Raw genomic sequence first — 21,206 nt, forward strand, 5'->3', positions numbered from 1 at the left:
ATTGGGAGGCGATTTATCGGACGCTTTACTACACTTCAATCAGCGCCATTTTGCTCGTGCGATGGTTGGCTCGGCTGTGGTCTTTGCACTGCGATAGGCATTCAGGAGAGCAGCCTTTGCCCCCGCTGCTGCGGCGCGGCGATCAGAGAGTTCATTGTTTCTACCGTTCTTCAAAATGTTAAAGCTGCGATTGATGCGCTGGCGAGATCCGCATAAAAAAGGCCCGCTCAGCGAGCGGGCCAGAGATTGTGCTGGGAAGCACCAAGCCGTTAGGTTTTATCAGCCACGTTTTTCACAGCGTCCTTCGCATGGCCTTTGGCTTGTTGCGCGTCGCCCTTGGCTTCCTGCGCTGCGCCTTTGGCCTGCATGCTGCGATTGTCGGTGGCATCACCGATCGCCTGCTTTGCTTTGCCGACTAGCTCGTTTGCCTTGCCGGAAATCTTGTCTGATGTCGAACCCATGTTCGTATTCTCCTGTTTGGCGGTATCGCGCGGCCTCCAAATCGCTGTCTGGTCAGACGCCGGGGAAGTCCATCGTTGGCCGCTTAACGAACCGCTTGAATGAACAACCCGCAGGGATGGGCATCGTTCCGGTTTCGCTAATCACGTCAGCTTGAGAACCGATCTGAATGGTAGGCTAAATACGATACTCCCGCGATCGTCCATCACTTCGAAGATGTCATGCCCTACTGGCTGCCAGCGTTTGACGCGATCCGCGACGATCTCGCAGGCTCCGGCTATCGCTTCATTCATAGCCTGATCGTCTGACGCTAATTCTGTTCCTTCAAGGTCCACCTCGAGGACATCGAGAGTGCGGGTGTGAAAGTAGTACCTCGTCATTCCATCACCATCATTTCAGGACGGAACCGGGTTTCTGGCATATCGTTCCAGTAAGGTTAGGGAGTAACGATCATGTGCGGGCGTTTTACCAATGAGATGACCTGGGCCGAGATTTACGCGCTCTACAGCATCCACAACCCACCGCCAGCAGCTTCCAACATGCCGCCAATATCGCGCCGACGCAGAGCGTGTATTTCGCGCATAATGACAAGTCCGGCGCACTCGAGGTCGACTATGGGCGCTTTTTTTGCCAAGGAATTGCCGATGGCCGCAATGTTCAACGCACGGATTGAGACCATCGACACATCCGACGCGTTCCACGCGCCCTTCAATTCGAAACGCTGTCTCATCCCGGCTGACGGCTATTTTGAATGGACGACGAATTCCGAGGACGGCAAAAAGGATGCATGGCTCTTGCGGATGCTCTAGGATAAAGGCTTCTCCTTTGCCGGCCTTTGGGCGCGTAACGACAAGCTGGGCGTAACCAGCTGCACGATCATCACCGCGCCCGCCGTTCAGCATATCGCCCACATCCATACGAGAATGCCGATCATCCTCGATCCATCCTGCTACAGCGTCTGGCCGCGGTCACCGCGCAGGCGTAGCCGGAGAGGTCGCAGGAACTGCGAACCCCTTGCGGGTTGACTGCCCAAGGACGGGACTGGATTAGGATGCCAGACAAAAGAGCGGAAATCGGAAACGCCGATGGATGGAGCATCATTGCGCGCGGCCTGATTTGCCCTACGCTTGCTGATCAGGCGACCGGCAGGTTCCGATACAATGAAGGTGTTGGACGGTTGCTGCTTGCCGCTTCCCGAAAGGGGAACTGTGTAGCAACGCTCGATGGTGTCTGACCGTCGTCGTCATTGTATGCGTGAATGGTGAAAGCCCGAAGGGAGAAGACTCGCGCGCCGAGGCCGGACTCTGCTCGTTGATGTCAATTGTGATTTTCAAACCAGCCATGGAGATCGGGCACTGACCAATATTTAGATATAATTATTGGTCAGCGTGAGAATATCGATTGCTAGTGACCAAAGTTTGTATATAATCTTCGGTCAGAAGGTAGGGTAGCTATGCCGGATCCCACATCTGACACTCGCGAACGCATTCACGAAAGGATTGCCGGCGGAGCGCCTGCGGGCGTCTGGTCGCGTGCCGATTTCCTGGATATAGCAACACCTAACGCAGTCGAAAAGGCGCTGCAGAGGCTTACCAGCCGCGGCGATATCCGCCGACCTCATCGTGGTCTCTATGACAAGCCCGGTATCAGCCAACTGACTGGCAAAATGGTGTTTCCGCCACGCGCCTCGTTTATCGATGCGATCGCACGGCGCGACAAGCTTCGTGTTTGCGTCGACGGGATGACGGCGGCCAACGATCTTGGCCTGACGACGGCCGTTCCGGCCCGGTCGACGATCTATGCGGACACGTACCCCCGAACCATCGAAATCGTGGCCAGTGCCGGTGATGCGAAGGCCACGAAACCGGTCATCTATATCCTGGACTTCAAGCGAATTTCGGCAAAGACAGCTTTCTGGGCGGGCCGGCCTGCTATGCGGGTGATCCAGGCCCTCCACTGGTTTCGCGATGAGCGATCCAATCTGGAGACCATCGTCGATGGTATCGTCCGTTATCTGGTACGAAGCCCGCATAGGCAGCCGATCGTCGAGGATCTGCGCGAAAACATCTACGCCATCCCGGCCTGGATGTACCAGGCGATAGAAACGATAACACGCGACCCGCAGCCCCCGGAGAATTACGACACTCCGTTGGGCCAAGATGGGAAGGATGAACATGCGCCAGAGCTTCATTGAAGTCCTTCGCTCAAGCACCGACGAGCGGAGAGCACTGTTCTCCGCTGCGGCGTCTGATCTGGAGACGCGCGCCGAGAATATCGAAAAGGATCTCTACGTCTGCTGGGTGCTCGACTTCCTGTTCAACCGACGGAAGGACGATGCTATCGGCCTCTATTTCAAGGGCGGGACCAGCCTCAGCAAAACCTATAGCCTGATCCAGCGTTTCTCCGAGGACATCGACATCGGCATCTACAAGGCGGACCTGAAAGTTCCTCTCGAGGCCGACATTGCGGCGCTCTCCTCCGTCACTCAGCAACAGAAGGCATTGGCGGAACAGGTAGACGAGGCAGCACGGCATTACATTTCCGGGCCACTGAAAAGCTCACTGGAGGAAGAAATCGCTGCGATCGAAGGAGAGACCGGGCAGACGGGACATCTATCACTCAACGCCACATCTGTAGCTCTTGATCCAAGCAACAGCGATCAAAAAGTCATCAGCCTACCCTGAACATATTTTGTTAAAGTTCGCCTCATATTTCCGCTCGCCCTCGGCATTGGCGCCGAAAGAAACGGAACGAGACCTTTCATCACGTCATTTTCAGCGAAAGATATCTGAATTCTGCGAGCTTCAAATCGCACCGATCGCATCCTGGCGGGTGCTGGAGAATATCCGATCTTACCTCGTCAGTTTGATCGTCTACCGGAAATCGCCCCTGCTCCTGAATGGACAGATCGACTGGACGACAATCGGCAAGGCCTGTGGGATCGAAGCAGAGTTAACGGCGGAATTGAAAGAGCAGATCCGGCCAGGCTTGGATGCAATCATCCGATGGCTCGGGGCGCCACCGGCAGCTGAAGAGCGACGGCCCCCAAAGCCTGAGACCCGCCCGCACAAGATAGTGTCTGCAAAAAAGGTAGCTTCCGCATCCTCGACCAGCAAGCCGCAACGCCCGGCGGCCGAGCGCACGTTTGCCCGAACTGCATCCGTGGCGCGCGAGCCTGCACCGAAGCCAATCAGTCCATTCCCAAACCCACTATTTGATGCGAGAGAAGATCCGGCCAGCTTTCAGGATGCACTGGTCTATCATATGCGTCGGTTCGGCGACACCTATTGGCAGCTCTACCGCGCTGTGGTTCATCTCAATGAAACCTTCGACAACAAGACGCTGCTATCCTGGATCCAAGGCGAACGTGTACCCCGATTCGTAGCGAGTTTCGACATCCTCCGCAGGATCGAGCGGCGCTACCGGTTGCAAGAAGGATATTTCAAAGAGAAGCTGCCGCATCAGGTGCGTTCGCTTTACGGTCATGATCTCGGTGATGTTAGCCCGGCTGAGCGGCGCAGGATCTCGCTGCACCTACCGGATGATTTCAGCAGTCTGCCCTTCACCAAGCGCGAAGAGATCCTTGGTTGGGTGCGGCGGGTGATCGTTTCCGGATCGACAGAATATCGTCGCTATCAAGCAGCGGCCAGCAAGCAACGTTGTGCCATCCGCTTTCCCGGAGTGACCTATGGAGGAAGCTCTTTGTCGCGGAGATCCCTGGCATCTGCGGTCGGCGCCAATCAGAATGTAGAGGCCGAGTTTGATGATCCTGACCTGCTCTCCGGCGTCGTCGACGCGCCGCCGCGGCTTGCAATGGAAATGGCAGATCTCATCCGCTTCAAAACCTCCACTATGACGGCGATCGGATTTCAGCGGAATGGCGGCTGGGAGAGGAAACGGCTTCTCAGAAGATCGAGCACCTTGGTCTGATGTTCGGCGCAGTGACCGCGTCACCGAATAGCGCCGTGAAGGGCTACGGCATTTCACTTAACCGCTTGAGCTTTGGCCTTCTTATCTTCCCCGGTGTTTGGGACTGATATCTGCAGCGGCGGGAACAACGCCGCGGCTTCTATACAAAATGGGAAGAAGACATGCTGACGGTTGCCCAAGCCCTTTCGCGTGCTGATGTCGGCTGGATCCGACAGCACCCGGAGTTGCTTCAAAGCGTCAGGCCTATTGCGGGTTTGATTGAACAGGAAGAAACCGATTTCGCAGCTCGCGACTGGCATGGCGCCTGTGACGCGTTTCATCGGCACGCAGCCAATCGATCGAGTTGCGTGAGCGTGTCGCTGCGTTTGTGAATGAAGGCAACAGCAACCGGGAAGCGGCGCTGCATTTCCGCATTTCGCATCGGTTCGTCAACAACATGATGATCCGCAGGGTTCATCTGGTTCGCTTGCCGCGGCAAGGCAGGGCCATCCGCTTGGCGGAACGAAGCTTTCGTCCCATGAGGACTGGATCAGCGAGCGCGTCGCTCTCCACGGCGAAGTGACCTTGGACGAACTGTGTCCAGAAAAGTTCCGTGCGGTAGAAAGCCAACAATCATATGGCTAGACTTGGCAGCCACAAACGCTCCTCAGACCAAAGAAAATCGAGCTTTAGATGATCGCGATGGTCGATCTGAAGGTTATAATTGCCACGACATCTCCCGACTCGTCGGCTATCTCGAAAATCTGGCCATTCAGGACTTCGCCAGACAAAACCCTCGCGGCAAGAATTTCCCGTGCTGATCTCACAGCCTCCTTGCGTGCAGCCAAGAGATCCACAAGCTCCATTCCAATCCGATCCTCTAGATAATCATCGCCGTCCCTTACGTGGAAAAAAAAGCGCATCATGGTTATTCACCAAAGATTTCACGCCGCAAAAAGCGACTAACTATCAGTATTCGACATTCGCCCAATGAGGAAGGCAAAATCCTTGATTTTCCCTTTTTGGGCGAATTAGACGTGTATGAAAGGCGGGGCGCCTTCGTTGACTGTTATTCCTTCAGCTGCTTCGATTGATAAAACCGGCTGCATAAAACCTGCCGGCCAGACCCATGGGCGTATGACACTTGCCCCATCAATCAACGCCCCCGAGAACATTTCCTTGCCTCAAAGATCGAAATGGTGTGCCAAATGCGCGGCTGCGATATCGGTAATATCATCCGGCAACGTTTCATGTCCTGTCCACAGGCTATCGCCCACCTCCTGATCCATCGGAATTGACCGGGTGATAAGGAGAAAGTCCTCCAGGTTGTCGTCGGACGTTGAGGGCGGATAATCGCGCGCGAAAAAGGCACGATTCGCCGCATCGAGATAGGTGATCGCCAACTCCGGGCCGCTACGGTTTCCACCTGCAGCCTCGATATAACGCGTGCCGCCGGTGCCCTCTACCTTGACCGTGATGACGTCGCCCGCCACCAGTCCGTCGGTAACGATGAGATCATTCAGCTGGTCGGCAAGATCGATCCCCACGGTAATCTTATGTCCGTCGGCCAAGCTGCCACCCGCCTGCCAGATATCACGCTCCGGCAGATAGCTCCGGTTGGTCACGCCGGTGGTGATGGACGCGCCGTTCAACTGGCTTTCGACCGAGAAGGTCAACGCCGTGTTCGTTGTCGTATGCGACCTGTCGGAGATCCAGCTGATGATGGCGCTTTCGATGAATGCGCCCGATGACAAATCGATGCCGGCAGGAACGGTGAACTGGATGCCGATGATACGATTGGTTTCCAGATCGACGCTCGACGCAAACGAGCCCTGCTCCAGATCGCCGCTGGCGCCGTTGACGGATGCGATGAAGGTAGAGCCTGTCGGATCGTCGGATGGATCGTTGTTCACCACCAGACCAAAGGTCCGGACCATCGACAAGCCGCCACTATCCGTAGCCATAACAGCCACGTTCGTGGATGCGGCCAGCTCATGATCGAGTGCGATATTGGATCTGAGCTTCAGCTGATTACCGATAATCTCGAAGCGGGAATCGTCGGTGGTGAAGATGTGGCTGTCTGCGGTATTGGCATCGACGGCAGAAAGGGTGCCGATCACTGCGCCGGCGCTGTTTTCCGCCACGCTCAGCAGACCGGAAAGATTGATATCCGTCGGCGCAACGTTGGCGGCGACCACCGGGCTACCGTTATTGACGAGATAGATGGGAGCCGTGACTGCACCGATCGGCAGACTGCCATTGTCCGGATCGATGACGGCAGCAACGAACCCAAGTTGCAACTGGTCATAATCAGGTATGCCGGCATTGCCGTTCGGCGCGCTGCCATAATTGAAAAGGCTGGAAATATCGATCGACCCGCCAGCCGGGATGACGATGTCGACCGTCTGGAAATCGGCAGCATTGCTGGCTGCAAAATCATGTGCCGCCAGTCGCTGGGCCACCAAAGCATCGACGGTGATCGACCCGTTCGCCAAAAGCTTGGACGAATTCACGGGATCGAGGCCACGTGTCATGATCACCCTGACCGTTTCTCCGACAGGACCGGAGACGATGACCTGAGGCATTGTCCCCCCATAGGTTCCGTTTTCACCGTCCTCGTAACCGTTGACGCTCAGGTGAGCGACAGGCAATGGTCCCTGCTGCTGAGTGATCAGCGCCTGTGCGCCCGCCTGGCTGCCGTCCCCCATCAACTGGCCGGTCGCCATCGTGCCGTCGGAGAACATGATCGTGATGCGCGCGCCGATCAGTTCGGCGCCGGAGACCCCACCGACATCCCAGCCCGGGACCGAGGTTCCATCAACGGTGCTCTTCAGCAGGCCGGCAATGGAATTCGGATCCATATCGCCGCTGAACCCCACGCTTTCGCCGGTCTGAAATCCGTTCTGGTTGCCCGAGAACTTGAGAAGAAGCCCCCGGAAGCCGCCGCCCGCTCCCTTGCCCGAATCCGAATAGACATTGTTGTAAAGAGGATCCGGCAGTCCGGGATCACGCGCCGCGTAGAAGAAATGCTGGTAGGTGCTGGGAAGAATGGCACCGGTTGCCTGGTTGGTCTGAAAGGCGAAATCCTTGGTGATCTGGTCGCCGCCTGAACCATCGGCGTCGAACACGCTATCGCTGTAGAGTGCCGAGCGCACGTCGAGGAACACTCCGGCGATTTTTTTGTCGCCGACATTCTGCAGCATGAACGAATTGCCGCCGTAGTTTGACGTCTGCACATTGGTGCCGCCCGCCAGGATCTTCAAAACAGCAGCACCACTTGCCGTGCCTGAATAGACGTCGGTTTTGACGACATCCGTCTGTGCCGACAGGATGTTGGCCGCATCCGGTTGCGGCGGGGCCTGATATCCGCCTTCGGTGATCTTGAAGTCGTCCGCCGACCACGCGAACGCATCTCCGCCGAAATGCGTCGAGGTGACCCCGGCACCCACGGCCGCGCTGCCATCGCGTAACGCTGCCGACAGCGCCGGATCGAGTGTCAAGGTACCGACCGTTGTCGGGCCGCCTCCGGGGATCACGTTGCCAGCCGTATCGAGAAGCGTAATCGTCGCTGTGGCGGTTGATGTCGTGCCCTGCGTGGTGACGGCGAGTTGCAATTTGGCCGACGCGAAATCCGCCAGAACATGGCCGTTTGCGAAGGCCGGTTTCAGTGCGAGACCGGAATTTTGCGAAAATTCGATATTCGCACCCGGCGAACCGAAAACGAATTTCACGAAGGCATCGCTATGCAGGCTGACTTGCAAACCGAGCTGTTCGTAATTGTTGGGCACTTCACCGGTGTTGAAATACGGATTGTCGAACTGTGCCTCGACGGTGAAGGACGCGTTGCGGATGCCGACCTGATAGCCGTTCTGCGGCGTATTGGCCGAGCCCGTATCACCATTGGTGGTGGTGACATGCAGCTTGCCGCCGGACACTACGCCGGCACCGGTATCCTCCGTCTTGAATGCGGGGTTGCTGCTTGCCATCACTCCCGTGAAACCGCTCTGGTAAGGTGTGCCGGCGACGTTGAAATCGAGCAGCAGGCTGGCCCCCGCGGCAAGCGTGACGCCATGACCGTCGTCATCACTGTCATAGGCCAGCATGTCATCGCCATTCAGCACACCGTCGCCATCGATGTCGCCATCGCTCTGGTTGATACTGCCGTCACCATCGAAATCTTCGGAAGGTCCCGTCCCGATACCGGGACCTTCAGGGAAGTCGAGGGCAAAACTCTGGGGCGCAACCGCGGCGCTGGCATTTGCCGGCGTGGCATTGTCCGATACCGCCCCGGATGTGAGCTGCACGCTGTAGGTACCATCACTCCATCCTCCGGCAGGCGGCTGGAACGTGTAAAGCGCAGTGGATGTTTCGGCATCATAGCTAACGGTCGGGCTGCCCGCGCTCGAAGGTCCGGTCACGACGACATCGGCTGCATCGACGCTTGCGGCATTGATATCGCTTGCGTCCTGATAGACCACGGCAACAACAAGAGCGGCGTCCTCGAATGCCGGCGCCGCGTAGCTGAGGCTGGCGACAGGGCCCTGATCATCGATTGCAGGCATGTTGTGGAGCGCGATCGCGGCGATCTGAGCATTATCGACACTCGCCGGCATCGTCAGCTTGATGACGCCATTGGCATCCGAAGTGACGATAACGTCCCTGTCGAAGGCGGAATGCAGACCTGCCTGGGCGGTCAGGTCGAGATTGTCGAGGATGATCTGGCCATTGGCCAGGACGTCGAATACGCGCTTGCCCGCAGTCGAGTTCAGATACCAGATCTCCGCAAATTTAAGGGTGAGCACATATTGCGTGTTGGCATCGAGGTTGCTGATCGCATACGAGAACTCGGTGTTTTTGCCACCGTATCGCGCTGTCGTGTACAGCGAGGCATCGAGCGGTCCGGCAGCGTTGGTGATCGGTGCGACCGTGTCTCCGAAAAGACCGTCCGAAATCTTGTGCGAGCCAATCCACGCGGTGCCGTCCGTGCTGATATCCTCGTCGGCCTGATAGGTGATGCCGTCCTCTGTCGTTACAGCACCGCCGTGGAAATTGACGGCCAGCACCAGTGTTCCCTTGTCGAGATCACCCGGTGGCGGAATATTGGGGAAGTCGAGCGTGAATGCCTGCGTCAGACCGGCGGTATTGGTATTGGCCGGCGTAGAGGTGTCGGACATCGCCCCTGCCGCGAGCTGGACGCTGTACCCCCCCTCTCCCCAGCCACCGGCCGGCGGCTGAAGCGTATACACGGCCACGGCAGTTGCCGCATTGTAGCTGACCGTGACACTGCTGGCCGTTGCACCGGTCAGAAGGATATCGCTTGCATCGATGCTCGACGAATTGATGCCGGTATCGTCGTGGTAGGTAACGGTCACAACCAACGGCGCATCAGCATTCTGGGGCACATTGTGGGCCAGAACGGCCGTCGGCCCCTGATTGTCGATGCCGGGCAGATTGTGGATGGCGATGGCAGCGATCTGGGCATTGTCGACGCTTGCCGGCATCGTCAGCTTGATCACACCATTGGCGTCGGAGGTGACGATCACGTCCTTGTCGAAGGCGACGTGCAGACCTGCTTCGGTGACGAGGTCGAGGTCGTCAAGGACGACGACATTGTTGACGATTACATCGAAAACGCGTTTGCCGGGTGTCGAATTCAGATGCCAGATCTCGGCGAATTTCATCGTCAGCACGTATTGGGTGTTGGCGGCAAGATTGCTGATCACATACGAGAATTCGGTGTTTTTTCCGCCGTAGCGCGCCGTGTTGTAAAGCGACGCATCAAGTGGCCCCTCGGCGTTCGTGGTCGGCGCCAGCGTGTCGCCGAACTGACCGTCGGAGATCTTGTGCGAGCCGATCCAGGCTGTTCCATCCGTACTGTTGTCCTCGTCGGCCTGATAGGTAATGCCGTCTTCGGTGGTGACCGCTCCGCCGTTGAAATTGACGGCCATGACCAGCGACCCCTTGTCCAGTTCCGGCTGCGGACTGTTTGGAAAGTCGAGGTTGAAATTGACCGGTGTTCCGGCAAGGCTTTCATTGCCGGCTGCTGACCCGTCAGCCACGGCTCCGGCCGCCAGTTGCACGCTGTAAGCGCCATCTGTCCAGCCACCAGCCGGCGGCATGAATGTGTAGGTTGCCGTCGATGTCAGCGGATTGAAACTGACTGTAACGGAACTCGCCGTCGCCCCGGTCAAGACGATATCGGACACGTCGACAGTCGTCGCGTCGATGCCGTTTGCGTCCCGATAGACGACAGTGACCACAAGTGCCTCATCGGCACTGTCGGGCACATCATGGGTCATCACAGCCGTCGGCCCCTGGTCTGCGGGTTCGGGGGCCTTGTGAAGCGCGATCGCCGCTATCTGCGCATTGTCGGCCGTCACCGGCATGGTGATCTTGATGACGCCATTGGCGTCGGACGTTACCAGCACATCCTTGTCGAAAGCGATGTGCATGCCGGCGCGCGCCATCAGGTCAAGATTGTCTATCACCAGCGCATTGTTGACCAGCACGTCGAAAACGCGTTTGCCGGGCGTCGAGTGGAGGTACCAGATTTCTGCGAATTTGAGCGTCAGCACATACTGGGTGTTCGCCTCCAGCTGGCTGATCGTATAGGAAAAATCGGTCGCCTTGCCGCCATAACGCGCCGTCTTGTAGATCTCGGCCTCCATCGGCCCCTCGACATTGGTAATCGGGCTCACCGTATCGCCGAACTGACCATCAACATATTTGTAGGAGCCGAGCCATGCGGTTCCGTCGTTGTTGTTGTCGTCGTCGGCCTGATAGGTGATACCGTCTTCGGCAGTGATTGCCCCACCATTGAAGTTGACGGCAAGAACAAAAGCGCCGCGATCCAGAACCTCGTCCGGCGTCCCGAATGGAGCGCTGGCGACCGTCAGGATGACCGGATTGCCGGCGGCATCGGATGCAGCCCCTGCAGCGACGGTGAAGGAATAATTGCCTTGTACCCATCCACCGGATGTCGAGCCAAATGAATAGACGGCAGTCACCGTCTTGCCGTCCGCAGAAATGCTCTTCTGGAAATCGAGCAACTCGTTGGAGCTTGGCCCGGACATGATGAGATCGTTTTCGCCGATGCTGTCGAGGTTCATCGCTATCGTGTCGGTGAACACGACCGTCGCCACGAATTGCGCATCTCCCGCTGGCGCCGATTGCACATCGATCGTGACCATCGGCGGTGTCGTATCAACGCTCAGATCCTTCTGCTCGCCGGTGATGATGATGTTTTCCCAGTCGGCGGCAAATGTCTCGGACGCCTCGATCTCGCGGATGATGAAACCGGAGACCTTTGCCTGACCGGTTACCGACTCGAATTCGATATCCAGCGTCGAGTTTCCATCATTGGCCCGCTCCTGAACCTCGTAGCTCAGGAGCAGTTCCTTTGCAGCACCGCCGCTCAGCTCGTATATGTCCAGAAGGCCGTCAGGAGATCCGGGAATGGTGACATACTGGCCTTCGATCTTGATCCGGAAGAGACGCGCATCAGGCCCGCCCGCACCGCCACCCGGTGCCCCGTAGAAAATCTCCGCCATGTAGAGATCGATATCGAACAGGCCGCCCTCGCTGACGGGAACCGCATACCCCCAGGTCCCGGTCTGCGATCGTTCGGACTGGTGCAGGACATCAAGCTCTGTACCGTCTATGTTGAACGGTGCAGGCTCGAAGCTGCGGTAACCTGTTCCGGTGATCCAGCCGTTGGCGGCACCGCCCGGCTTGTCCGAAAGGAAGGTCACGCTCTCACCGCCAACTATGGCAGTGTAGTCGTTTCCACCGGCATTGACGGCAGCGACGATATCATTCTGGAGAGCCGAGGCGGACGAATTGGATGCAAGAATACCGACGGCAAGTGCCGATGGAACTGTTCCGCCGGATTTCAGGTCGAGTTCGTTCGTACCTGTCAGGGCGGCGAGCGCAGTGCCTTCCAGCTGCACGGTTTCGATCGTGCCGCCGAACGCCGCGTCGGTAAAGGTCTGGCCACCGCTGGTATAGGTCCAGTGCGGTGTAACCATGCCTGTCGCCGTATCGAATTCCAGGGAAACCTTGATGGAATCGGTGGATGTCGCCGATGCGAGCGCATCGATGCGGTAAAACGCCGTGCCTTGCACATTAGGCTGGAACGGCCGTTCGAATTCCCAGGCAACCTCGATGCCGGTCGTGCCGTCCGGCAGCTTCACCGCCGCGATATAGACAAAATTGTCCATATCGCCCGAACCGGCAAACAGGCCCTGCACAAGTTTGGCGCCAGCCGGCACGCCGGCAATCTCGTCGAAGAAGCTGTCCATCAGCGTCGTCACGGTGAATATGCCGGTATCGGCGCCGGGCGTTACGCCGAACTGGTAGGCACCGCGCTGCGTATCGTCGAACGGATTTCCGGCTTCGACGCGCTTGATCTGAAAAGCGCCGGGCGCTCCGCCGGCAATGAGGTTCTCGTTGTCATAGAAAGATTCCGGCAAACCGGTGCCATCCGTCATGATGCCGGTAAAACCGATATCAAAGCCATTATAGAGGCCGGACGCACCATCGAAAAAGTCCGGTCGATCGTTGGGAAGCGGCGCCCCCGAGATAAACTCCCAGACCAGCGTCTCGTTACCGTTGATGACATTGGCCATGCCATTGGTCGGATCGGCGGCGAACGGGTCGAACGTATCCTCGACATCATCGAGGTCGCGATCGGTCGGATCCGGCGTGATGCCGGTTCCGGCTTCCGGATCGAGAATGAAAATCTTGTCCGATCCGTGGGTCGCGATCCAGATGGTTCCCGCGAAGGTCTCGTTGTTTCCCTGGGTCGTCACATCCAACGGATTGCCACCTATACCGCGCGTTTCGGTGGAGATGACGCGGCCTTCGGCATCGAGATTGAGGGCTGTCAGATTGCCGTTGAAGGAAACCGTCAGCAGTGCGTGTTGCAGCTCGTCGCCGCTCCATGTGTATTCGGTCAATCCGTTGGTCGAGCTGGCGATCGAATGGAGCGAGCCGTCGAACGGCAGATTGCCGTCATTGGGCTTCGGCGACAGGTAGATGGCCTGTCGCGGATCGATGAACTCGTTGCCCTCGGCGTCGGAGCCGACGATGTCTCCCCAGTTGGCGATCATCGGCCCGAGATCAACCGGACCGGTCGCAGACACGACCAGTGCGCCGTTGACAATCGTCAGCGGTTGTCCGGCCTCGTTATAGAGATAGAGCCCGGCCTGCGTCCCGTAGGCGCGCGTAACGTTCGGATGACCGCCGTAATAACCCAGCCCCTGGGCGAAAAAGAGCTGCGTATTGTAGGGCGTGCCATCGATATAGCTGTTGGTCAGCCCATCCGCGATGTTCGTATCTATGAGATGCAGCTGGTCGGGCTTGCTGACGCCTATATTGCCGGGATTGGCCGCATCATGAAGCGTCACGGCCGGGCCGTTGTCCGGGATGCCGTCCTTGTTGAGATCGACTATCAGTTCGCCATTGGCATTGACAGGCATGCCGCCCCAGCTGGCATTGGGGCCATTATCGTAGGTATAGAGCTTGCCGTCCTGGGTGATGACGATGTCATAGGCATTGCGATAACCGGGGGAGAAGATCTTCACCGTGCCGGACGTGTCGTAGATCGCCTGATTGAGCCCGTCATTGCCGCCGAAAGGGTCGCCTCCTGCAATGCCATTACCGGAAATATCCTTCCCGTTGACGTCGTTCGGCCTTGTCGGATCATCGAGCGTGGGGAGATCGAAGACGTAGGACTGCGGCGCATAACCGGGAGGTGCATAGGTCTTCAACCCCTGCGCTTCGAGATCGGCAATCTTTTCCAGGTCGATCGAGACGATTGCGCCGGAATAATAATATTCGTTTGTGTGGGAGAAGTTGTTGCCCTGAGCACCACTATTGGTGATCCCACCCACCGCAACCAGCAGCGTCTGAACGCCGTTGATCTCCGTCAGCTGCATACCGTTGGCCGCATGGTTCTCCTCAGAGCGCGGTAACCCGCGCACGATATCGACCTTGACCCATCCCGTGTCTGTCAGCGTCAGGCGAGAGATGATGCTGGAATTGGTATCAAGATCGGAATCGTCACCACTGCTGCCACCAGCAATGCGACTGTCGGACGAGGATACGTAGAGAACCATCTGCCCCAAGGCATTGGTGGTCGTGACGACGCCAGTAACTTCACGCTCGTTTATGTCGGCAGCGATCGTGCCGTCGTCATTGTGATTCGGCATCGTCTTGACGAGCGTGATGATCTCCTCGTCCACAACCGCATATCCGCCATCGACTTTCTTCGCGATTTCAAGGGCCTTGATCAAGCCGTCCTGCTGCGTGACATAGAGGCGGCCGTCGGCACCGAACTCGACAGATGTCGGATTGTTGATGGACACGCCTTCGAGGGCATACTGGGTGAAATCACTGAGTGCCATGGTCGTTGCTCCCGTTGGGAATGCCGGCGAAACGCCCGACGTCGTCATGCACGTGTGAATGCTGTTAAAAGATGTGGGGTCGTGCCGTTCAGGTTTCCCTGAAACTGCGATGTATCGAATTTAGCAGCGGGCGCAGGAGGTAATCCATAGCCGTCCGCTCGCCGGTCAGAATGAAGATTTCCGCCGGCATGCCGGGCAGGAGCTGAAGATTTGCGCTGATCGCCAGAATGTCGGATGGATCGACATCGACCTTTGCCAGGAAATAATGCTGGCCTGTTCGTTCATCCAAAAGGCTGTCTGCGGAAACGGAGCGCAATGTACCGCGAATCTGCGGCATGTTGCGTTGTGCGTAGGCGGACAGCACTACCTTGGCCTCCATGCCGGCATGAACGAGGTCGATGTCCATGGGATTGATCCGTGCATCAAGGACGACCCGGCCATCCATCGGTACGAGTTCAAGAATGACTTCACCCGGCTTGATAACGCCCGCCTCTGTTGTCACACGCACATTCATCACCACACCCGAGATCGGAGCAACGATGGAGGTTCGGCCCACCACGTCCAGCACGGCCGGTATCTTGCGGCGCAGCACAGCGAGTTCGGCCTGAACAGTTGCAAATTCCTCCTCGGTTTTTTCCTTCTCCTGATTGCGGGTGGCTTCAAGCTCCATCGCGGCAACCCGCATGGATTGGGTGGCTGAAGCGATCTGGCCGCCATTGGAAGCCATCTCGCCACGCAGCTCCGCTTGCATCCGCTGCAGTTCAAGAAGCCGTGGCAGGCGTTCAAGACCACGCGACACCAGCGACTGGGCATTGCCAACCTCCCGCCCGATCAGTTCCAGTTGCACCTGTTGCGCCTGATCCAGAGACTGAAACCCAGAGATACGGGCCTGCAATTCCTCGATTTGACCGGCGAGCAGACGTTGGCGCGACAGGTGCCGTTCGGTTTGGCTGAGCAACAGGCTCTGCTGTGCCGCAACGGATCTGGCAAGCTGCGCCGGATCGGGCAAGTCTTCCGAAACGGGCAAACTGACAGCCGCGGCGTTCACGCGTTCGGCTTCTATTCTCGCCTCGACGGCAAGATAATACGCCATCCGCTCCCTCAGCTCCGCCAGCTCCGCCTTGGCTTTCGTGTCCTCAAGTGTCACCAGTGGCTCGCCCCTGTCGACGACCTGACCTTCCCGGACGTGGATATGCTGGATAATGCCGCCTTCGAAATGCTGCACTGCCTTGCGGCTTCCATCCGGGCTAACGACCCCGGGTGCCATGGCGGCTCCTGCCATCGGTATTGCAACGGCGAGCAACCCGCCGATGCCAAAGAACAGGCCGATCGTTATCCAGCCCAGCCGACGCGAGCTTTTGATAGCGTCGTCCAGCGACATTTCAGTGCCTTCAGGAGAACGCGGCAGTGCCCGCATCCAGAGGACAATGGCAGCGATGACTGTCACGACCAGCAGGCAGATAGCCATCGTCGCCGGATCATGACGGATGTCGGCGAAAAGCTCATCCACAGAGGTCTGCCAGGCATCGAAATGCCACAGCAAATTATCCGTGAGTATCCTGATGGATATCGTCTCGTTTTGAGGACCTTGTGTGTGTTCCATAACCTATTCCGCCTTGGCATCACTTAAGGTTGCGAAGGGATGCGTGGGGCTGCCGGCGTCATACGAAGGCACTGGCAGGCCGACGGCAAGTTCCCGCAAAACCTCCCTGCGGGGCCCCTGTGCTTGAACAATGCCATCGCGCAAGACGATCAGCGTGTCGGCAGTTCTCAAGGCACTCGGCTGATGGGCGACGATCAGGATCGTCTTTCCAAGCTGCTTGAGTTCGAGAAGTGCCTTGCGGAGAGCCTCCTCGCCCTGCCCGTCGAGATTGGAATTCGGCTCGTCCAGGACGATCAGGGCCGGATTGCCATAAAGGGCACGCGCGAGTGCAATCCGCTGCCTCTGGCCTCCGGACAGCCTATGCCCATGCAGGCCGACATCGGTTTCGTAACCGTCCGGCAGCCTGAGGATCATCTCATGCACGTCAGCCATCTGCGCCGCACGCATCACCGCCTGTGGATCGCCCTGCCCCATGCGGGCGATATTGTCCGCGATCGTGCCTGCAAACAGTTTCGGTTCCTGCGGCAGATAACCGATATGCTGGCCAAGTTCGTCCGGGTCCCAGGATGCAACGTCGGCGCCATCCAGGCGAACGTGCCCACCCGTCGCCGTCCAAGCGCCGACGATCAGCCTGCACAATGTCGATTTTCCCGAGCCGGAAGTCCCGATCAAGCCGCAGGTTGTACCGACCTCCACCACAAAATCCACACGGCGGAGAACCGGCTCGATTGCCCCATGCGTCACATGGCGCACAGCCTCCACAGTGAGGCGCCCCTTCGGCACAGGCAGTTGGGTCTTTTTTTCCTCTTCGGGCACCGTTTCGAACAGCGCGATGAGGTTCCGCCGTGCCTTGCAGGCAGAAATCCAATGCCGCCAGGCGCCGAGTGCGCGTTCCACCGGAGAAAGCGCACGGCCGAGAAGAATCGAGGCGGCGATCATTCCGCCGGATGTAAGTTCTCCCGCCAGAACCAGATAGGCGCCGACGCACATGATCAGGATCTGCAGCGCCATCCGCAGCGTCTTGGTCACGGCGGAAATCCGTTCCGTGACTTCCTGGGCGCCATGCGAACTGGCGTGAACCTGCTGCTGCAGCCTGCGCCAACGTTGAAGCATGTTCGAGATCATGCCCAACGGCTTGACGATTTCCGCCTGCTCGACGATTTCCAACGCCTGCTGTTGCAGGAAACGTTGCTCGCCTGCCGCACGCGCGGATTTCTGGCGTGTCAGTATTTCGTTGAGGATGGCAAGCCCAAGCAGCAACCCCGCTCCTGCCAGGGTTAACGCCCCAAGCATGGGATGCATGAGCCAGAGGATGGCAATAAAGAAGGGCATCCAAGGTGCATCGAGAAAGGCCAGCATTGCTTCGCCACCGATAAACGCACGGAGGTCCGCCAGGTCGGCAGTGCTGGCCTCACTCTTGAAACCCGCCAGTTTCGCATGGACACAACGGGCAATCACGGTCGTGGCTAGGCACGCATCCATCCATGCTCCGGCCAAGACCAGCATCCTGCGACGGGCATGGTCGATCAGTCCCATGGCGATCAGGCCGGCGATTGCAGCGACGGTCAGCCACAGCAACGTGTCATGCGAGCCCGTCGACAGGATGCGATCGAAAACCTGCATCATGTAGATGCTGCTGATCAGTGCGAGGAGATTGGAGGCGGTGCTGAATACCATCAACGACGGCGCTTGCGCCTTCAGGCTCTGCATGCATTTGGAAAAAGCCGTGAGGGTCATGTGCCGGTCGCCCTCTCGGTGAACGACGCCGGCACCATGCGCCTGCGAACGACGTGAGACGATGCCCGATTGACGGCAACTTTCCGCCGAATTGCTCTGCCGGTCTGCTCCTGTCCACTGATCAGCAGGATCAGTGTCATGAGGATAGAAAGCTTGCCGCCGTAAATGACGCTCATCAGGCTGCAAGATACCCCGTAGACCGCCATGAACAGCGTGTAGGAAATCCGTCTGGTGCAAAGGGAGATGTAAAGGCCACGAAATAGCAACGCGAGGACAAAGCCCAGCGTCAGAAGGGAGCCGATATACCCCGTCTCGAAATAGGTCTGCAGCAGTGAATTGTGGGCGCTAGGGGGTCGGTAATGTCCCCAGAGCCAGTCAAATGCGGATGACGAAAACGACGCGAAACCGTAACCCGTCCAGATTTGCAGGTCGGCCGCAGACCAGGTCTCCTGCCAGATCTTCAGTCGTCCCGAAAATGTCAGGTCACTTTCGGTGGTGAACATGGCCCTCGAGAGTTCCTGCCCATAAAGATAGACGAGGAAAATAATTGCGCCGATGCTGAAAACGGCCGTATAGCGCAGCCATCGTTGAGGCGCAGCAAAGGTGCAACATGCAGCCAGCGCGAGCACGAGCGCCGCCGTCGGCGATCGGGCCTGCGACAGGTACAACGTGGCGGCAATGACAGCCACGCAGCCGCCGAACACCGGTCGTGTCAGCTTGCCCCGAAATTTCGGAAGATCGCCATTGATGAAGGCGATAACCAACAGTCCGAGCGCCGTTGCCGCGAACATTCCAAGCCGTAGCTGATGTTCAAACACTCCCCGCAGCTCTGCTGATCCGGTGGATGAAAATGGCTGTAGGGCGAATTCGGCATCAAACAGGTACGCGGCGACGGACAACACTGAAATGATCGCGGCAACGACGAAAACGATATGCAGCGTATTCGTCAGCGGTAGTGGCCTCAGGACAAGCAGCGAGCTCCAGACAATCGCTGCAAGTCCTACCTGAAAGATGGTTTCCACCGGGACTGGTGAGTAAAGGACCGAAAAAGCGGCCCACAGCAGATAGAGGATCATCCAGTAATCCGCCGCAGTCAGCACAGAGCGGGTCTCGAGACGCCAAAGGCCTGCCCGAAGGACCAGAAGACATATCGCGGCGAACACGATATTGCCGAGCTTTATGCCGACCTCAAACTGGTGGATTTCAAGCAGAAGCGAGGCAATCACGATCGTTGCCGTGCCGCTCATCCACATACTCTCACCCGTCTTGCTTCGGACAGGTATGGTCTCTGTATGTGCTGTTGCTGAGAGGCTCTGCAATGTCTGATCCAATCTTTAGGCACATCGATCGCCGCCCGGCCTGGCAGGCAACGGAAGAACGAACGGATTGAAATGGATGGTCGCTTAGAGATTGACGCCGTCATTCAGGACCGTGCCAGATATCTTCTGTGCCACGTCGTCGATTTCTCGAAGATTTTCGCGAATGTTTTCCGTGCCTTCGCCATGACCGACAACCAGAAGAAATACATCAATCAACGGTGCACTGGCGCGAACATCTGCATAGGGCGATATCGATGGCAGATCGAACACGATTGCGTCGTACTCGCAAATTGCCAGTGCCTCGCCAATGAGCCGGCTCATTCGAGGCGTCCAGATAAGGCTGGATTGGCTGCTGTATGATGTCGAGGTGATTGGAAGTATGCCGAGCCCATTGCTTTCGAAAATGCAATCGAGCAGTGGCACATCCCCTTTCAGTGCCTGATGCAAGCCACCTGCGGCATGCGGCGCAAGCAACCTCGAAATGCTCGGATTATAAGGATTGGCATCAATCAGGAGGACCTTTTCTCCCGATTGAACCATGAGCATTGCCAACTGCGCAGCGACAAGGCTTTTACCACTCCCTTGCGCGCAAGACGTTACGCCGATTGTGCGAACCGTCTCACCCGGGTGTGACGACATCACCGCAAGTCTGCAATGATGGATAACATGCAACAGCGCCGTGTTTCGGTTCTTGACTATGAACTCGATAAATTCGATGCCGAATTTTGGGCGCCCCACGGCAGCAATGCGAGGCAGGACGCCGTAACAGCTGAGCGGAACAGCATTGACCAGATCGTCGCGGTTACGGATGCGGCTGTTGGTGGCTTCAACCATCAAGGCCAGCCCAATGCCTGAACAGGCCCCAAACAGAAGAAAACCACAGAAGATCACCTTGTCGCTCAAGCCGGACGCATAGGAAGGCGGCTCGGCACGTGCCAGTACTGAGGTTGACGGGCCAGCCTCTTGTACGCGCGGCCTTAGCCAGGCGCTGGCAGATTTGGCATAGTTCGCGCGTGCTTCTCGCTGGCCGAGGAGGTAGACATTGGAGATTGTATTGGCAATGCGGGCCGCTTTGGCCGGATCGGTTGAACGGAAACGGACCTCGACGATATGACTGAGGCCTATCCGATGAACGGACAGGGCCTTCTGAAAATTGTGAAGTGCCGTACGGCTGGCACTGGACGCCTCTTCGCCGCGAAGGAATCCGAGGCCCGAAAACATCGCAAGTCTGTTGCGCCATGACGTCCCTGCCGGAACGAATTCCGGATCATCCGTCAACTTCAGCTGCGTGATGACTGCCAGAGCTGTCGGTTCGGACTTGAGAACCTCAACCTCGCTTTCCACGACACCATCCGTGACGGCGGATTCTGAATAGACGGCGTCTTGTTGACGCAGTTGCATGGTCCGATAGTCAACATTGAACTGCACCAGGGCTGCGTAGCGCGGTGGCAGCAGGAATGCCACCGCAATACCAGCGGCTCCCGACAGCATGATGCATAGCAGGACGATTTTCCAATGTTGCCTGATGATCTGCAGTTCCCTCGCAAATATCGGCGAAAGCGGCGTCTGATCTAACAGCATGTCGTTGTGGTGGACGGGTCTGGCGGCATAGTCTCTCTTGAGCATAGCACGTCCAACTCTGCCTCTGGGGCCCTGGGATGGGAGAGGCTGAATAGCAGCTCCGTTATGTAATCCATCGCATCTTTTAGGAATTTGTTAAGTACACAAATAGGACTAGAAGTTATTGGTTTATTGCCAACAGCGAATATAGGA

9 protein-coding genes and 4 pseudogenes are annotated in these 21,206 nt (G+C 57.7%); 4 read left to right on the forward strand and 9 right to left on the reverse strand.

Annotated elements, in window-relative coordinates:
• Positions 1-63: 63 nt before the first annotated feature.
• The 3 genes and pseudogenes from GAO09_RS30640 to GAO09_RS30480 form a co-directional block, all read right to left on the reverse strand.
• Positions 64-174 (reverse strand): annotated as a pseudogene (locus GAO09_RS30640) (DUF6481 family protein); the annotation flags it as partial.
• A gap of 95 nt (positions 175-269) precedes the next feature.
• Complete coding sequence (locus tag GAO09_RS08655; RefSeq protein ID WP_153353627.1) at positions 270-461, reverse strand: CsbD family protein; 192 nt, start codon at positions 459-461, stop codon at positions 270-272.
• Positions 462-602: 141 nt separating this feature from the next.
• On the reverse strand, positions 603-839 hold the full coding sequence (locus GAO09_RS30480; protein ID WP_420796143.1) for a DUF6894 family protein: 237 nt from the start codon (positions 837-839) through the stop codon (positions 603-605).
• A 96-nt stretch (positions 840-935) separates the two neighbouring features.
• Between GAO09_RS30480 and GAO09_RS30485 the strand changes: the two are divergent.
• The 4 genes and pseudogenes from GAO09_RS30485 to GAO09_RS08680 all read left to right on the forward strand — a co-directional run.
• A pseudogene (locus tag GAO09_RS30485) lies at positions 936-1,484 on the forward strand (SOS response-associated peptidase).
• A 428-nt stretch (positions 1,485-1,912) separates the two neighbouring features.
• Positions 1,913-2,653 (forward strand): DUF6088 family protein, encoded by a 741-nt coding sequence (locus GAO09_RS08670; protein ID WP_153353629.1) that lies wholly within the window; start codon positions 1,913-1,915, stop codon positions 2,651-2,653.
• A pseudogene (locus GAO09_RS08675) lies at positions 2,634-3,080 on the forward strand (nucleotidyl transferase AbiEii/AbiGii toxin family protein); the annotation flags it as partial. The gene GAO09_RS08670 and the pseudogene GAO09_RS08675, both read left to right, overlap by 20 nt.
• 109 nt (positions 3,081-3,189) lie before the next feature.
• Positions 3,190-4,757 (forward strand): annotated as a pseudogene (locus GAO09_RS08680) (hypothetical protein); the annotation flags it as partial.
• Between the two features lie 300 nt (positions 4,758-5,057).
• Here the strand turns inward: GAO09_RS08680 and GAO09_RS08685 are convergent.
• From GAO09_RS08685 to GAO09_RS08710, 6 genes are all read right to left on the reverse strand, one after another.
• Positions 5,058-5,294 (reverse strand): DUF6894 family protein, encoded by a 237-nt coding sequence (locus GAO09_RS08685; protein WP_153353630.1) that lies wholly within the window; start codon positions 5,292-5,294, stop codon positions 5,058-5,060.
• Positions 5,295-5,552: 258 nt separating this feature from the next.
• A complete protein-coding gene (locus GAO09_RS08690; protein WP_209018653.1) occupies positions 5,553-14,774 on the reverse strand; it encodes a malectin domain-containing carbohydrate-binding protein in 9,222 nt (3,073 codons plus the stop codon).
• Between the two features lie 88 nt (positions 14,775-14,862).
• On the reverse strand, positions 14,863-16,284 hold the full coding sequence (locus tag GAO09_RS08695; RefSeq protein WP_209018654.1) for an HlyD family type I secretion periplasmic adaptor subunit: 1,422 nt from the start codon (positions 16,282-16,284) through the stop codon (positions 14,863-14,865).
• A 96-nt stretch (positions 16,285-16,380) separates the two neighbouring features.
• A complete protein-coding gene (locus GAO09_RS08700; protein WP_153353633.1) occupies positions 16,381-18,114 on the reverse strand; it encodes a type I secretion system permease/ATPase in 1,734 nt (577 codons plus the stop codon).
• The gene (locus tag GAO09_RS08705) at positions 18,111-19,190 is read right to left on the reverse strand and encodes an O-antigen ligase family protein (protein ID WP_209018655.1); all 1,080 of its coding nucleotides are present in this window, start codon (positions 19,188-19,190) and stop codon (positions 18,111-18,113) included. Before GAO09_RS08705 ends, GAO09_RS08700 begins: the two co-directional genes overlap by 4 nt.
• Positions 19,191-19,517: 327 nt before the next feature.
• A complete protein-coding gene (locus GAO09_RS08710; protein ID WP_153353635.1) occupies positions 19,518-21,059 on the reverse strand; it encodes a tyrosine-protein kinase domain-containing protein in 1,542 nt (513 codons plus the stop codon).
• Between the last annotated feature and the right edge of the window lie 147 nt (positions 21,060-21,206).

It is taken from the genome of Endobacterium cereale (genome assembly GCF_009617585.1).
Taxonomy (GTDB): Bacteria; Pseudomonadota; Alphaproteobacteria; order Rhizobiales; family Rhizobiaceae; genus Neorhizobium; species Neorhizobium cereale.

Excerpts from the sequence above, each read along its gene's own strand:
- GAO09_RS08655 (WP_153353627.1), bottom strand. The coding sequence starts at position 461 with ATGGGTTCGACATCAGACAAGATTTCCGGCAAGGCAAACGAGCTAGTC.
- GAO09_RS30480 (WP_420796143.1), bottom strand. The coding sequence starts at position 839 with ATGACGAGGTACTACTTTCACACCCGCACTCTCGATGTCCTCGAGGTG.
- GAO09_RS08670 (WP_153353629.1), top strand. The coding sequence starts at position 1,913 with ATGCCGGATCCCACATCTGACACTCGCGAACGCATTCACGAAAGGATT.
- GAO09_RS08685 (WP_153353630.1), bottom strand. The coding sequence starts at position 5,294 with ATGATGCGCTTTTTTTTCCACGTAAGGGACGGCGATGATTATCTAGAG.
- GAO09_RS08690 (WP_209018653.1), bottom strand. The coding sequence starts at position 14,774 with ATGGCACTCAGTGATTTCACCCAGTATGCCCTCGAAGGCGTGTCCATC.
- GAO09_RS08700 (WP_153353633.1), bottom strand. The coding sequence starts at position 18,114 with ATGACCCTCACGGCTTTTTCCAAATGCATGCAGAGCCTGAAGGCGCAA.
- GAO09_RS08705 (WP_209018655.1), bottom strand. The coding sequence starts at position 19,190 with ATGATCCTCTATCTGCTGTGGGCCGCTTTTTCGGTCCTTTACTCACCA.
- GAO09_RS08710 (WP_153353635.1), bottom strand. The coding sequence starts at position 21,059 with ATGCTCAAGAGAGACTATGCCGCCAGACCCGTCCACCACAACGACATG.